The sequence below is a fragment of the Rhizobium pisi genome (assembly GCF_003938655.1).
GTDB classification, from domain to species: Bacteria; Pseudomonadota; Alphaproteobacteria; order Rhizobiales; family Rhizobiaceae; genus Rhizobium; species Rhizobium pisi.
Genome location: NZ_RJJT01000002.1, coordinates 161,155 through 175,732, shown reverse-complemented (window position 1 = coordinate 175,732; position 14,578 = coordinate 161,155). Strand labels below are relative to the sequence as shown.

13 protein-coding genes and 1 pseudogene are annotated in these 14,578 nt (G+C 63.7%); 8 read left to right on the top strand and 6 right to left on the bottom strand.

Features of this window, described 5'->3' with window-relative positions; all coding sequences use genetic code 11:
- Nucleotide 1: 1 nt before the first annotated feature.
- The 5 genes from EFD55_RS03465 to EFD55_RS03445 are packed head-to-tail and all read right to left on the bottom strand — an operon-like array spanning nt 2 to nt 5,911.
- Nucleotides 2-838: an HpcH/HpaI aldolase/citrate lyase family protein gene (locus tag EFD55_RS03465; protein ID WP_125843017.1), complete on the bottom strand. Its 837-nt coding sequence runs from the start codon at nt 836-838 to the stop codon at nt 2-4.
- A complete protein-coding gene (locus EFD55_RS03460; RefSeq protein WP_125843015.1) occupies nt 835-1,287 on the bottom strand; it encodes a MaoC family dehydratase in 453 nt (150 codons plus the stop codon). Before EFD55_RS03460 ends, EFD55_RS03465 begins: the two co-directional genes overlap by 4 nt.
- Complete coding sequence (locus EFD55_RS03455) at nt 1,287-3,152, bottom strand: acetyl/propionyl/methylcrotonyl-CoA carboxylase subunit alpha (RefSeq protein ID WP_125843013.1); 1,866 nt, start codon at nt 3,150-3,152, stop codon at nt 1,287-1,289. The genes EFD55_RS03460 and EFD55_RS03455 overlap by 1 nt, the downstream gene beginning before the upstream one ends.
- A 6-nt stretch (nt 3,153-3,158) precedes the next feature.
- Entirely contained in the window at nt 3,159-4,769 is a 1,611-nt protein-coding gene (locus tag EFD55_RS03450) for a carboxyl transferase domain-containing protein (RefSeq protein ID WP_125843012.1), read from the bottom strand.
- On the bottom strand, nt 4,766-5,911 hold the full coding sequence (locus tag EFD55_RS03445) for an isovaleryl-CoA dehydrogenase (RefSeq protein WP_125843010.1): 1,146 nt from the start codon (nt 5,909-5,911) through the stop codon (nt 4,766-4,768). The genes EFD55_RS03450 and EFD55_RS03445 overlap by 4 nt, the downstream gene beginning before the upstream one ends.
- A gap of 154 nt (nt 5,912-6,065) precedes the next feature.
- Between EFD55_RS03445 and EFD55_RS03440 the strand changes: the two genes are divergently transcribed.
- Both EFD55_RS03440 and EFD55_RS03435 read left to right on the top strand, forming a co-directional pair.
- On the top strand, nt 6,066-6,326 hold the full coding sequence (locus tag EFD55_RS03440; protein WP_125843008.1) for a type II toxin-antitoxin system Phd/YefM family antitoxin: 261 nt from the start codon (nt 6,066-6,068) through the stop codon (nt 6,324-6,326).
- A pseudogene (locus tag EFD55_RS03435) lies at nt 6,316-6,735 on the top strand (hypothetical protein). The gene EFD55_RS03440 and the pseudogene EFD55_RS03435 overlap by 11 nt, the downstream one beginning before the upstream one ends.
- A gap of 2 nt (nt 6,736-6,737) precedes the next feature.
- Here EFD55_RS03435 and EFD55_RS03430 read toward each other — a convergent pair.
- Complete coding sequence (locus EFD55_RS03430; protein ID WP_125843006.1) at nt 6,738-7,793, bottom strand: AraC family transcriptional regulator; 1,056 nt, start codon at nt 7,791-7,793, stop codon at nt 6,738-6,740.
- 81 nt (nt 7,794-7,874) lie between these two features.
- Between EFD55_RS03430 and EFD55_RS03425 the strand changes: the two genes are divergently transcribed.
- The 6 genes from EFD55_RS03425 to EFD55_RS03400 all read left to right on the top strand — a co-directional run bounded on the left by EFD55_RS03425 (nt 7,875) and on the right by EFD55_RS03400 (nt 14,577).
- Complete coding sequence (locus EFD55_RS03425; RefSeq protein ID WP_125843004.1) at nt 7,875-8,642, top strand: 3-hydroxyacyl-CoA dehydrogenase; 768 nt, start codon at nt 7,875-7,877, stop codon at nt 8,640-8,642.
- A 23-nt stretch (nt 8,643-8,665) separates the two neighbouring features.
- Entirely contained in the window at nt 8,666-9,853 is a 1,188-nt protein-coding gene (locus EFD55_RS03420) for an acetyl-CoA C-acyltransferase (RefSeq protein ID WP_125843002.1), read from the top strand.
- A 16-nt stretch (nt 9,854-9,869) separates the two neighbouring features.
- The gene (locus tag EFD55_RS03415; protein WP_125843000.1) at nt 9,870-10,997 is read left to right on the top strand and encodes an acyl-CoA dehydrogenase family protein; all 1,128 of its coding nucleotides are present in this window, start codon (nt 9,870-9,872) and stop codon (nt 10,995-10,997) included.
- 78 nt (nt 10,998-11,075) lie between these two features.
- Entirely contained in the window at nt 11,076-12,308 is a 1,233-nt protein-coding gene (locus tag EFD55_RS03410) for a 3-methyl-2-oxobutanoate dehydrogenase (2-methylpropanoyl-transferring) subunit alpha (protein WP_125842998.1), read from the top strand.
- 1 nt (nt 12,309) lies between these two features.
- The gene (locus EFD55_RS03405) at nt 12,310-13,323 is read left to right on the top strand and encodes an alpha-ketoacid dehydrogenase subunit beta (protein WP_125842996.1); all 1,014 of its coding nucleotides are present in this window, start codon (nt 12,310-12,312) and stop codon (nt 13,321-13,323) included.
- Nucleotides 13,324-13,326: 3 nt separating this feature from the next.
- A complete protein-coding gene (locus EFD55_RS03400; protein WP_125842994.1) occupies nt 13,327-14,577 on the top strand; it encodes a dihydrolipoamide acetyltransferase family protein in 1,251 nt (416 codons plus the stop codon).
- Nucleotide 14,578: the final 1 nt, after the last annotated feature.

The following is a 14,578-nucleotide window of genomic DNA, read 5'->3' as shown; positions in this document are numbered from 1 at the left end:
ACTATCGTCCTGATGTCTCCAGAATGCGGAGCGCGAGCTTGAGATGCGGCAGATCAAGCATACGCCCGTCAAGCTGGATGACGCCCGCGTCCGGCCTGGCAGCAAAGGCGCCGGCGACTTTCTCGGCCCAGGCGATCTCGGATGCATCGGGCGTGAAGGCGTGGTTGATCGTTTCGACCTGGCTGGGGTGGATGGCCATCATGCCGGAAAAGCCGTCGCGCCGGGCGCGGCCAACATAGGCCCTGAGACCGTTGAGATCATGGAAATCGGGATAGACGGTTTCGATGGCCGGGACGGCGGCGGCATGCGCCCCGAATAACGTGAGCGAGCGAGCAAGTTCGTAAGGCGGCGTGTAACGGCCATCCGTCCTGCGCGCGGTCGCGGCACCCATTGCGGCGGGCAGATCCTCAGCACCCCAGGTCAGGCCGCAGAGGTTGGTTGCGACATCCCGGTAGCTGCCAATCTCGAAGATCGCCGATGGTGTCTCGGTCGCAATCGGCAAGATGGGGATTTCAGATGCAAGAGAGCCTGCGAGCTTCAGCACGGAAGCCGCCCCCTCGGCTTTCGGCAGCATGATTGCGAAAGGATGAAGGCCGCTCAGAGCAGCAAGGTCATTCTGGAATTCCGGGGAGGTGAGGGGGTTGATGCGGACAAGGAGAGGGGTTGCGCCGGCATGAGCGAGGACGAAATCGTGCACGGCCTCGCGGGCTCGCGGCTTGTTGGCGGGCGCGACCGAATCTTCGAGATCGAGAATGGCGGCATCGGCGCCTGAGGCGAGCGCCTTTTCGAAACGCTCCGGCCGGTCGCCGGGCACGAAGAGCAGCGAGCGCAGCCTCATGACGGTTTCACCTTCAGAATGGCCGTGCGCAGGCACTGGCAGACGATCTCATCGCGCTGGTTAAGCGTCAGATGCCGGAAGGTGACGATGCCGGCATCGGGGCGGGAGTTCGAGCGGCGCAGTTCCGTCACCTCCGTTTCCACCCTTAGCGTATCGCCGAGGAAGACTGGCTTCGGCATCGTCACCTTGTCATAGCCGAGATTGGCGACGAGCGTGCCGAGCGTGGTGTCGCCAACCGAGAGGCCGACGGTGAGCGCAAAGGTGAAGGTGCCGTTGACGACGATGCGGCCGAATTCGGTGCCGGCTGCATAATCGGCATCGAGATGCAGCGGCTGCGGATTGTGGGAGAGCGTCGTGAAGAGCAGGTTGTCGGTCTCGGTGACCGTGCGACGGATCTCGTGGACGATGCGGTCGCCGACCACCCACTCGTCGAAATAACGGCCTGCCATCAATCCTCCTCCTTCACCACGGTGACGACCAGCTGGTTTTCCGAAACCCTGATGCCAGTGGAAGCCTGCAGCTTTCCGACGGTGCCGTCGAAGGGTGCGCGTAGCGTATGTTCCATCTTCATCGCCTCAACCGTCAGCAGACGGTCTCCTTTGGCAACGCGATCGCCTTCGGCGACATCCACCGAAATGACGAGGCCGGGCATGGGCGACAGGATCGCGCCATCGCCCGGGCCATGGTTCGCCTCGACCTCGCTCGCAGCAGGCAGGCCGATCGGCCAAGCGTTGCCGGCGTCGAAAAGCACCGTTGTTTCGTCCATCTCGACGGCATTTGGCTCAAGGTCCGGGCGTGCGCGTCCCCAGTAGAGGTGACCGTCGATGCGCACGCGCATTCGGTTGTCGTTTGGCCCGGCGATACGAAAACCGCGCAGCGCCGACCAGGGATCATCATCCGCGCCCATCGAAAGCGCAGTGGCCGCTCTGTCGATGACCGTCTCGTCAGGCTCCTTTGCTGCAAGGCTTTCACCGTGGCGGTCGAGGAAGCCGGTATCGATCCGAGCCGCGCGAAAGTCCGGCTCGACGGCAATACGGGCGAGAAGACCGGCATTGGACCTAACCGGCCAGACCTCGATCCCGGCGCAGGCGGCCGCGAGCTTTGAAAGTGCAGCCTCGCGGTTCGGCCCATGCGCAATGATCTTGGCGATCATCGGATCATAGAAGGCAGTGATCTCATCGCCCTGTTCGACGCCGCTATCGACGCGGACCCTTTGCGGCAGCTTCAAATGTTCGAGCCGTCCGGTCGACGGCAGATATCCGGCGGCCGGATTTTCGGCATAGAGCCGGGCTTCGAACGCCCAGCCGTTCCTGACGATCTCATTTTGCATCTTCGGCAGTGGCTCGCCGGCCGCGACCTTGAGCTGCCAAAGCACCAGATCCTCGCCGGTAATCGTCTCGGTGACGGGGTGTTCCACCTGCAGGCGTGTGTTCATCTCCATGAACCAGATACGGTCGGGATGCAGGCCGGCGGAAGCATCGGCGATGAACTCAATGGTGCCGGCGCCGACATAATTCACCGCTCTTGCGGCCTTCACTGCCGCATGGCAGATCGCCGCGCGTGTGGCGGCATCGAGGCCGGGGGCAGGGGCCTCCTCGATAACCTTCTGGTGGCGGCGTTGCAGCGAACAATCGCGTTCGAAGAGATGAACGCAGTTCCCGTGTTTGTCGGCAAAAACCTGCACCTCGATATGGCGCGGATTGCTGATGTAGCGCTCGATCAGCACGCGGTCGTCGCCGAAGGAGGCAGCCGCCTCACGCCGGCAGGCGGCAAGATGTTCAGCGAAATCCTGAGCGCGGTCGACGCGGCGCATTCCCTTGCCGCCGCCGCCGGCGACGGCCTTGATGAGCACGGGATAACCGGTGGCTTCGGCTTCCGCCGTCAGCCTCTCTTCGCTCTGGTCCGGTCCGAGGTAACCAGGGGTAACAGGCACGCCGGCTGCCTGCATCAGCTCCTTCGCGGCGTCCTTGAGCCCCATCGCCCGGATGGCCGCCGGGGGCGCGCCGACCCAGATGATGCCGGCTTTCTCCACCGCCTCGGCAAATTCGGCATTTTCCGAGAGGAAGCCGTAACCGGGATGGATCGCGGCGGCGCCGGTTTTCCGGGCGGCTTGCAGGATGCGTGCCTCTGAAAGATAGCTCTCGCGCGCCGGAGCCGGGCCGATGGCGATTGCCTCGTCCGCTTCCCTGACGAACGGCAGGCCGGCGTCGGCCTCGGAATAGACGGCGATGGTGCGGATGCCGAGCATCTTGGCCGTGCGGATGATGCGGCGGGCGATTTCGCCCCTGTTGGCAATGAGAAGGCTTTCCATCATCGCCGCTCACATCCTGAACAGGCCGAAGCGCGGCCCTTTCGGGATCGGCGCATTCAGGCAGGCGGAAAAGGCAAGGCCCAGCACATCGCGGGTCTGGCGCGGATCGATGATGCCGTCATCCCAAAGGCGAGCGGTGGCATGATAGGGATTGCCCTCGGCCTCGTATCCGGCGCGGATCGGCGCCTTGAAGGCCTCTTCCTCTTCAAGGGGCCAATTCTCTCCGCGCGCCTCCATCGCGTCGCGGCGGATGGTGGCGAGCACCGAGGCCGCCTGTTCGCCGCCCATCACGCTGATGCGGCTGTTCGGCCAGGTGAAGAGGAAGCGCGGGCGATAGGCGCGGCCGCACATGCCGTAATTGCCGGCGCCGAAGCTGCCGCCGATGATGACGGTGACCTTCGGCACGGTAGCGGTCGCAACCGCCGTCACCAGCTTTGCCCCATCCTTGGCGATGCCCCCGGCCTCATAACGGCCGCCGACCATGAAGCCGGAAATGTTTTGCAGAAAGAGCAGCGGCACACGGCGCTGGCAGGCGAGTTCGATGAAATGCGCGCCCTTCAGCGCGCTTTCGGAAAAAAGCACGCCGTTATTGGCGATGACGGCGACGGGCATTCCCCAGATGCGGGCGAAGCCGCAGACCAGCGTGGTGCCGTAGAGCGGCTTGAACTCATGCAGTTCCGAGCCATCGACAATCCGGCCGATGACTTCGCGTACGTCATAGGGCGAGCGCACGTCATCGGGAATGATGCCGTGAAGGTCCTCGGCGTTGAGCTTCGGCGGACGCGGAGCCTGGATGTCGATATCGACGGATTTCACGCTGTTGAGGCTGGCGACGATATCGCGCATCAGAAGCAGCGCGTGTTCGTCATTTTCCGCCACGTGATCGACGACGCCGGAGCGACGGCCATGGGTTTCGGCGCCGCCGAGTTCCTCGGCCGAGATGATCTCGCCGGTCGCGGCCTTCACCAGCGGCGGGCCGGCGAGGAAGATCGTACCCTGATTGCGCACGATCACCGTTTCGTCCGACATGGCGGGTACATAGGCGCCGCCAGCGGTGCAGCTTCCCATGACGCAGGCGATCTGTGGGATTCCCTCGGCCGACATCTGCGCCTGATTATAGAAGATCGCGCCGAAATGGTCGCGGTCGGGAAAAACCTCGGCCTGATGCGGAAGATTGGCGCCGCCGCTGTCGACGAGATAGAGGCAGGGCAGCCGGTTCTGCAGGGCGATCTCCTGCGCCCGCAGATGTTTTTTCACCGTCAGCGGGTAATAGGCGCCGCCCTTCACCGTCGCATCATTGGCGACGATCATCACCTCGCGGCCGGACACGCGCCCGATGCCTGATATGATGCCGGCACCCGGTGCTTCATCGCCATACATGCCATTGGCCGCCAGCGCGCCGATCTCCAGGAAAGGGCTGCCGGCATCGAGTAGGAGCTGGATACGGTCGCGCGGCAGGAGCTTGCCCTTGCCGGCGTGACGTTCGCGGGCCGCTTGCGAGCCGCCTTCGCGAGTCTTCGCCGAGCGCTCGTAGAGTTCATCGATGAGCGCCCTGTTCTTGATGGCATTGGCTTTGAAAGTCTCGCTGTCGCGATCGATCGCCGAGGAAATCACCGTCATGATGCGATAAGCTCCCGGCCGATCAGGTAGCGGCGGATCTCGTTTGTGCCGGCGCCGATATCATAAAGCTTGGCGTCACGCAGGAAGCGCTCGACCGGCCATTCCTTGGTGTAGCCTGCGCCGCCGAGCGCCTGGATCGCCTCCAGCGAGACCTTTACGGCATTCTCGCTGGCAAAGAGGATGGCGGCAGCGGCATCCGTGCGCGTCGTACGGCCGGCGTCGCAGGAGCGTGCGACGGAATAGACATAGGCGCGCGCAGAATTCAGCGCGACATACATGTCGGCGATCTTGGCCTGCATCAGCTGGAAATCGCCGATCGGTTTACCGAATTGCTTGCGCTCCCGCACATAGGGCAGCACGACATCGAGGCAGGCCTGCATGATGCCGAGCGGACCGCCGGCAAGCACAGTTCGCTCGTAATCGAGACCGGACATCAGGATCTTCACGCCTTCTCCCTCCCGGCCCATCAGCGCCTCGGCCGGCGCTTCGCAATCCTGGAACACCAGTTCGGCTGTATCGCTGCCGCGCATGCCGAGCTTGGAAAGTTTTTTCGAGACGCTGAAACCGGGCAGGCCCTTTTCGATGATGAGCGCGGAAATGCCTTTCGGGCCGGCTGCCGGATCGGTCTTGGCATAGACGACCAGCACATCGGCATGCGGCGCATTGGTGATCCAGAACTTGGTGCCGTTCAGGATATAGCGATCGCCCTTTCGCTCGGCACGCAGCTGCATGGAAACGACATCGGAACCGGAACCTACTTCTGACATGGCGAGCGAGCCGACATGTTCACCGGAGATCAGCTTCGGCAGATATCGATGTTTCTGCTCCGGCGAGGCCCAGCGGCGGATCTGGTTGACGCAGAGATTGGAATGAGCGCCATAGCTCAGGCCTACTGAGGCCGAGGCACGCGAGACCTCTTCCATGGCGATGACATGTTCGAGATAACCGAGACCGGCGCCGCCGAATTCTTCCTCGACGGTGATGCCATGCAGGCCGAGCGCCCCCATCTCGGGCCAGAGCCGGCGCGGAAACGTGTTGCTGTCGTCGATCTCCGCAGCGAGCGGAGCAATATGATCGGCGGCAAGTCGCGCCGTCGTTTCGCGGATCGCGTCCGCGGTTTCGCCGAGCGAAAAATCAAACATGGCACTCCTCCCGATAGAATATGTAGCGCGGGTTGCGTCGGGTTCAAAGTGCCGTTGAACGATGCCGGCAAGTGCGCTCACATTTGCTCGGATGCCATTTTCTTGAAAATATGGAAAACATGGAATATATGGAAATCGAATGGAGATATTATCGATGCGACAATTCACGACAGGTGATCTCAACAAACAGGTCGGCGATGTCACCGATGCCGCGAGCCGCGAGCCGGTCGTTCTTACTCGCCACAACAAGCCGCGTTTCGTGCTGATGAGTTACGAGCACTATGAGCGCATCCGGAGTGGCAGCGACCCGCGCCGTGCCCACATCATCTCGGAGATGCCGGACGAGCATGCCGAACTGTTTGGCGAGGCAATCGAGCGATTGGCACGCGGCGAAGGCTATGACGATGAACCATGAGTTTCGTCCCGGTGAGATAATAACCTATCCCTATCTCTGGGCGTGGCAACAGCAGCGTGGCGAGACCGAAGGATGAAAACAGCGGCCGGTCTGTGTTGTCGTTGCAATCCGTAGCGCGAGCGATGGAAATACGCACCTCGTCCTTCTGGCAATCACCACGCAGCCGCCGCAGATGGGGAGGGTTACCTTGGAAATTCCCGACATCGAGCGTCGGCGGGCTGGTCTCGGCGATCTCCAACAGAGTTGGATCGTCGTAGATGAATATAATTACGATATCGTCGAGCACTCCTGGTACATCGAGCCTCATCAGGAAGTTCTCGGTCGCTTCAGCAAATCCTTCATGATGAAGATTGCCGCGATGTTCGCGAAAGTGCGAGGCCAATCAAGTCGGGTTAAGCGGTTCGACTGACCTCATGCCTGTTCCCCCGCTTCCTCTCGCCGAAAAGTCTCGGGGCTCTTGCCCATCCATTTTCGGAAAGCACGAAAGAACGCGCTGGGTTCGGAATAACCGAGCTGCACGGCGATCTCGCCGATGGTCTTCGGTGTGCCCAGTAGCAGATCGACGGCGAGGTCCCGGCGGATGTCGTCTTTGATGGCAGCATAGCTTTGTCCCTCGTCGCGCAGGCGGTGGCGCAGCGTTGAGGGCGGCATGCGCATGTCTGCAGCGATTTCGGCGAAGCTCCGCCAGGCAGCAGGCGTTGCCTGGCTCAAGCGCCGGCGGACGGCCGCGGCGATGCCGGCATCATAGCGATAGCGCACCAAAATATTGGCGGGAGCGCCGCGCAGGAACTGTTTGAGCGCCTGTTCGCTGCGCGTAATCGGCAGGTCGAGCATGGTGCTGTCGAAGCCGAGCCGGCTGATCGGTTGCGAAAAGCGCACAGGCGCGCCGAAGAAGAGCCGGTAGTCGGCGCCTTGTTTCGGCTCCGTACAGCGGAAATCGACGAGGCGGATCGGAATGCGCCGGCCGACCAGCCAGCAGGTGATGCCGTGCAGGATGATCCAATAGGTGCGGTAGGCGAAGGCCGAACGCGGGTCGCCGGCATCCCGGAGTTCGATCTCGGCCAGACCATCGCGGATGACGAGCCGCCCGCGGGGATCGTCGAGCATGACATCGAGGAAGCGCAGCGCCCTGCGTAGCGCATGACCCAGCGTCGGCGCGTGCAGCACGCAATGGCAGAGCAGCGTGAAGCTGCCGCTGCGCATCGGCCGTGCGCCCATGCCGAAGAATTCGTCGTCGAGTTCGGCGGCAATTGCCAGCCAGAGCGCCCCATAGGTTTCCGCCGAAACCGGCTGATCGACGAAGGACAGGCCGGCTCGGTCGAGGACCGGCGCCGTCGGTTTCCCGAGCCGCCGCAGGCTGTCGAGCGCCTCCTCCACGAAAGCAGGCGCGATCATCCGCCGCTCGATCTCGGCCATCTCAACCCCGCTATGGCAAAACTGGCCGAAATAATGGAGCAGTTCTGTCATCGCTTGCAATAGGGGGAGCGAATAGAATCGTGCCTGCCGGCTGCGCTTGGAGGAGGACGTAGCCGGCAGGGAGGAAGATTCATGCTGATCCGAGGTGCAAGCTTCATCGTCACCGGCGGCGGCTCCGGCCTTGGCGCGGCCACAGTGCGTATGCTTGTGGAAGCCGGCGGGCGGGTAACTGTCGCCGACCTCAACGTGGAAGCCGGTCAGGAAATCGTCCGGGAATTCGGGAGCGATGCCCGTTTCGTCAAGGCTGACGTGACGGATGGCGAGGAAGGAGCCGCGGTGATCGCTGCAGCCCTCGAAGCTTTCGGGGACTTACGCGGCTTGGTGAATTGCGCCGGCGTGGCACCGGCCGAAAAGGTGATCGGTCGCGACGGGCCGCATCGGCTGGAAAGTTTTGCGCGCACCATCGGCATCAATCTCATCGGCACGTTCAACGTGATCCGGCTTGCCGCCGCCGCGATCCAGAATTCGGAGCCGGATGGCGAAGGCGAACGCGGCGTGATCGTCAATACTGCGTCGGTCGCAGCCTTCGATGGTCAGATCGGCCAGGCGGCCTATGCCGCTTCCAAGGGCGGGGTGGCGGCGATGACCCTGCCGATCGCCCGCGAGCTCGCCCGTCATGGCATTCGTGTCGTCGCGATCGCGCCCGGTATTTTCGAGACGCCGATGATGACAGGCATGCCGGCCGAGGTTCAGGCCGCACTCGGCCAGAGCGTGCCCTTTCCGCCGCGGCTCGGCCGGCCGGCGGAATTTGCAGGGTTGGTGCGCCATATCTGTGAAAACAACATGCTGAACGGCGAGGTCATCCGCCTCGACGGCGCATTGCGGATGGGCGCGCGCTGAACGCGTCGCCCCAAGGAGGAAAGATGGTTTTGCAGGATCCCATCGTCATCGTCGGTGCAGCGCGCACCCCGATCGGCAGCTTTCAGGGAGAGCTGAAGGAGGCGACGGCGCCGGAGCTCGGAGCAACGGCGATCCGCGCGGCGCTTGAGCGCAGCCACATCGCGGCCGAGGCAGTCGAGGAGGTCGTCTTCGGTTGCGTGCTGCCGGCGGGCCAGGGGCAAGCGCCGGCGCGCCAGGCGACGATCCATGCCGGCCTGCCCTTCGCGACCGCGGCGAGCACCGTCAACAAGATGTGCGGTTCGGGCATGAAGGCGGTCATGATGACGCATGACGCGATCGCCGCCGGCAGCGCCTCGATCGCCGTCGCGGGTGGCATGGAAAGCATGACGAATGCGCCCTATCTCCTTGACAGGGCCCGTGGCGGCTACAGGCTCGGCCATGGGCGTGTCGTGGATCACATGTTCCTCGACGGGCTGGAGGATGCTTATGACAAGGGGCGCTTGATGGGCAGCTTCGCGGAGGATTGCGCTGAGGCCTATCAGTTCACGCGCGAGGCGCAGGATGCCTACGCCATCGCCTCGCTGACGCGGGCGCAGAAGGCGATTGCCGAAGGCTGGTTCGACAGCGAGATCGTGCCGGTCACGGTGAAGTCGGGCAAGTCAGAGCAGGTGGTGAGCCGCGACGAACAGCCGGGCAAGGCGAAGCTCGACAAGATCCCGACGCTGAAGCCCGCCTTCCGTGATGGCGGCACGGTGACGGCCGCCAATTCCAGTTCGATTTCCGATGGCGCGGCAGCCCTGGTGCTGATGCGCCGCTCCGAGGCGGAGCATCGCGGCCTCAAGCCGCATGCCACGATCCTTGGCCATGCTACCCATTCGCAGGCGCCTAATCTTTTTGCCACCGCGCCGATCGGCGCATTGCAGAAACTGTCCGATCGTACCGGCCTGGCGCTCTCGGAGGTCGATCTCTTCGAAATCAACGAGGCCTTCGCCGTCGTCGCCATGGCGGCGATGCGCGATCTCAAACTGCCGCATGAAAAGGTCAATGTGCATGGCGGCGCCTGCGCGCTCGGCCATCCCATAGGCGCTTCCGGAGCCCGCATTCTGGTGACGCTGCTTGCGGCGCTGGAGCGCTACGACCTGAAGCGCGGCATGGCCGCGCTCTGTATCGGCGGCGGCGAGGCGACGGCAGTCGCCATCGAGCGGCACTAGCGGGGAGGGGGAACAGATGATCCTTTCCGAACTCCAGCAGCAAATCTCAGATCTCGCCCGTGACTTTGCCCGCGACCGGCTGGCGCCGGGTGCGGCCAAGCGCGACCGGGAGCATCTCTTCCCGCGCGAGGAACTGAAGGAGATGGGCGAGTTAGGCCTGCTCGGCATGCTGGTGCCGGAAGCCTATGGCGGGTCGGATACCGGCGTGATCGCCTATGCCGCCGCGCTGGAAGAGATCGCCGCAGGCGACGGACCATGCTCGACGATCATGAGTGTGCATAGCTCGGTCGGCTGCGTGCCGATCCTGAAATTCGGCACTGAGGAGCAGCGGCAGCGCTTCCTGCCGAAACTGGCAAGCGGCGAATGGATCGGCGGCTTTGCGCTCACCGAGCCGCAGGCCGGTTCCGATGCCTCGAACCTCAAGACCCGGGCGCGGCGTGATGGCGACCACTATGTGCTCGACGGCTCCAAACAATTCATCACCTCGGGGAAGAACGGCGATATCATGATCGTCTTCGCCGTCACCGATCCGGGCGCCGGCAAAAAGGGGATCACCGCCTTCATCGTGCCGACGGACACCCCGGGCTACGAAGTGATCCGCGTCGAGGAGAAGCTTGGCCTGCATTCCTCCGACACCTGCCAGATCGCCTTCAACAGCATGAGCGTTCCCGTCGAGCTGAGGCTCGGGTCTGAAGGTGAAGGTTATCGCATCGCGCTCGCCAATCTCGAAGGCGGGCGGATCGGCATTGCCGCCCAGGCGGTCGGCATGGCGCGGGCGGCCTTCGAGGCGGCGCGCGATTACGCCAGGGAGCGTACGGCTTTCGGCAAGCCGATCATCGAGCATCAGGCGGTTGCCTTCCGCCTTGCCGACATGGCGGTGCGGATCGAGGCGGCGCGGCAGCTCGTGTTTCACGCCGCCTCTCTCCGGGAAGCGGAGCTTCCCTGCCTGTCGGAAGCTTCGATGGCAAAGCTCTTCGCTTCCGAGATGGCCGAGCGCGTCTGCTCCGATGCGATCCAGATCCACGGAGGCTATGGCTACACCGCCGACTATTCTGTCGAGCGCATCTACCGCGATGTGCGCATCTGCCAGATCTATGAGGGAACGAGCGACGTGCAGCGCATGGTGATCGCCCGCAATCTATGAGCCCGCAATCTATAAGAATGACATCCGGCCCGCTTCCGGGGAGAGGGGCAGGGCCGGCAAAGGGAGGAAAAAAACGACATGGTGGAATCCGCTCGTTTGAGCCTGCACGTCCCCGAACCCGCCGTCCGCCCAGGCGGCCAGCCGGATTTTTCCAACGTCAAGATCGCCAAGGCCGGTTCCGTGCCACGGCCGGAGGTGGATGTTGCATCCGAGGACATCCGTGATCTCGCCTATTCGATCATCCGCGTGCTGAACCGTGACGGCGAGGCCGTCGGCCCCTGGGCGGGCTCCCTCTCCGATGAAGAGCTTTTGACCGGGCTGCGAAACATGATGAAGCTGCGCGCTTTCGATGCCCGTATGCTGATGGCGCAGCGACAAGGCAAGACCTCCTTCTACATGCAGCATCTCGGCGAAGAGGCCGTCAGCTGCGCCTTCCGCAAGGCGCTCAACAAGGGAGACATGAATTTTCCGACCTATCGCCAGGCGGGCCTGCTGATTGCCGACGACTATCCGATGGTCGAGATGATGAACCAGATCTACTCGAATGAGAGCGATCCCCTGCGTGGGCGGCAGCTGCCGATCATGTATTCTTCCAAGGAGCACGGTTTCTTTACGATTTCGGGCAATCTCGCCACCCAATATGTGCAGGCCGTCGGCTGGGCGATGGCCTCGGCGATCAAGAACGACAGCCGGATTGCCGCGGCCTGGATCGGCGATGGATCGACGGCGGAATCGGATTTCCATTCGGCGCTCGTCTTCGCCTCGACCTATAAGGCGCCGGTCATCCTCAACATCGTCAATAACCAATGGGCGATCTCCACCTTCCAGGGCATCGCCCGTGGCGGCTCCGGCACCTTTGCCGCCCGCGGCCTCGGCTTCGGCATTCCGGCGCTGCGGGTCGACGGAAACGACTATCTCGCCGTCCATGCCGTTGCCCGCTGGGCGGCCGAGCGCGCGCGGCGCAATCTCGGCCCGACGCTGATCGAATATGTGACCTATCGTGTCGGCGCGCATTCGACCTCCGACGATCCGAGTGCCTACCGGCCGAAGACGGAATCGGAAGCCTGGCCGCTCGGCGATCCCGTGTTGCGGCTGAAGAAACATTTGATCGTCAAGGGCGCATGGTCGGAAGAGCGGTACGTGCAGGCCGAAGCCGAAATCATGGACGAAGTGATCGAGGCGCAACGCCAGGCAGAAACGCATGGCACGCTGCATGCCGGCGGCAGGCCTTCGGTGCGCGACATTTTCGAGGGCGTCTATGCCGAGATGCCGCCGCATATCCGCCGTCAGCGGCAGAAGGCGGGGTACTGACATGACCAGAATGACAATGATCGAGGCCGTGCGCAGCGCCATGGACGTCTCGATGGCAAGGGACGACAATGTCGTGGTCTTCGGCGAGGATGTCGGCTATTTCGGCGGCGTCTTCCGCAGCACGCAGGGCCTGCAGGCGAAATACGGCAGGACGCGCTGCTTCGATACGCCGATCAGCGAATCCGGCATCGTCGGCACGGCGATCGGCATGGCGGCCTACGGGCTGAAGCCCTGCGTCGAAATCCAGTTCGCTGACTACATGTACCCGGCTTATGACCAGCTGACGCAGGAGGCGGCGCGCATCCGCTACCGTTCCAACGGCGATTTCACCTGCCCGATCGTCGTGCGGATGCCCACAGGCGGCGGCATCTTCGGCGGCCAGACACATAGCCAGAGCCCGGAAGCGCTCTTTACCCATGTCTGCGGGCTGAAGGTCATCGTGCCGTCCAATCCCTATGACGCCAAGGGCCTGCTGATCGCGGCGATCGAGGACCCGGATCCCGTCATGTTCCTGGAGCCGAAACGGCTCTACAACGGCCCATTCGACGGCCATCACGAGCGGCCGGTGACGCCCTGGTCGAAGCATGATCTCGGTGAGGTGCCTGATGGCCATTACACGATCCCGATCGGCAAGGCCGAGGTGCGGCGCGCCGGCTCGGCGGTGACGGTGGTCGCCTATGGCACGATGGTGCATGTGGCGCTTGCCGCGGCCGAGGATGCCGGCATCGATGCCGAGGTGATAGATCTCAGAAGCCTTTTGCCGCTCGATCTCGATACGATCGTCCAGTCGGTCTCGAAAACAGGACGTTGCGTCGTCGTGCATGAGGCGACGCTGACCTCAGGCTTCGGCGCCGAGGTTGTGGCGCTGGTGCAGGAACATTGCTTCTATCATCTCGAGGCGCCGGTCGTGCGCGTTGCCGGCTGGGATACGCCCTATCCGCATGCGCAGGAGTGGGACTATTTCCCCGGTCCCGGCCGGGTCGGGCGGGCGCTTGCCGAAGTCATGGAGGCCTAAGCCGTGGGCGAATTCATCATCAAGATGCCAGATGTCGGGGAAGGGGTTGCCGAGGCCGAGCTTGTGGAATGGCACGTGAAGACCGGAGATCCGGTCCGCGAGGACATGGTGATCGCCGCCGTCATGACCGACAAGGCAACGGTGGAAATTCCCTCTCCCGTCAACGGCACCGTCATCTGGCTTGCCGGCGAGGTCGGAGATCGCATCGCGGTCAAGGCGCCGCTGGTGCGGATCGAGACGGCGGGAGATGTCGGCGAGGCTCCGCCAGTGCAGATCTCGCAGACGCCGATTGCCGAAACGGCCAAAACGGAGATTGCGAAGCCTGCCCCGGCAGCGCCGGCGCCCGTGGCGCCGGCGCCGGCGGCCGCGCCGGCGGAAAAGCCGCTTGCCGCTCCCTCCGTCCGGCTCTTCGCCAGGGAAAGCGGCGTCGATCTCAGGCAATTGCAGGGGAGCGGACCGGCCGGGCGGATCCTGCGCGAGGATGTCGAGCAGTTCCTCGCCCAGGGGAGCGGGACCGCCCCTGCAGCGGTGAAGAACGGCTTTGCCAGGAAGACCGCGACCGAGGAGATCAAGCTGACAGGCCTGCGCCGGCGCATCGCCGAGAAGATGGTCCTGTCTACTTCGCGCATCCCCCACATCACCTATGTGGAGGAAGTCGATATGACGGCGCTCGAGGAGCTGCGCGCCACCATGAACGGCGACCGCCGGGCGGGTCACCCGAAGCTGACCGTTCTGCCCTTTTTGATGCGGGCGCTGGTCAAGGCGATATCCGAGCAGCCGGAGGTCAACGCCACCTTCGACGACGACGCCGGCATCATCACTCGCCATAGCGCTGTGCACATCGGCATCGCCACGCAGACGCCGGCCGGCCTAACCGTGCCTGTCGTGCGACACGCGGAAGCGCGCGGCATCTGGGATTGCGCGGCGGAGATGAGCCGGCTGGCGGAAGCGGCGCGCTCGGGGACTGCGACGCGCGACGAGCTTTCCGGCTCCACGATCACCATCAGCTCGCTGGGCGCTCTCGGCGGCATCGCCTCGACACCTGTCATCAATCACCCTGAAGTGGCGATCATTGGCGTTAACAAGATCGCCACGCGGCCGGTCTGGGACGGCGCGCAGTTCGTGCCACGCAAGATAATGAACCTCTCCTCCAGCTTCGACCATCGCATCATCGACGGCTGGGATGCGGCAACCTTCGTGCAGCGCATCCGCACGCTGCTCGAAACGCCGGCACTCATTTTCATCGAAGGCTGAT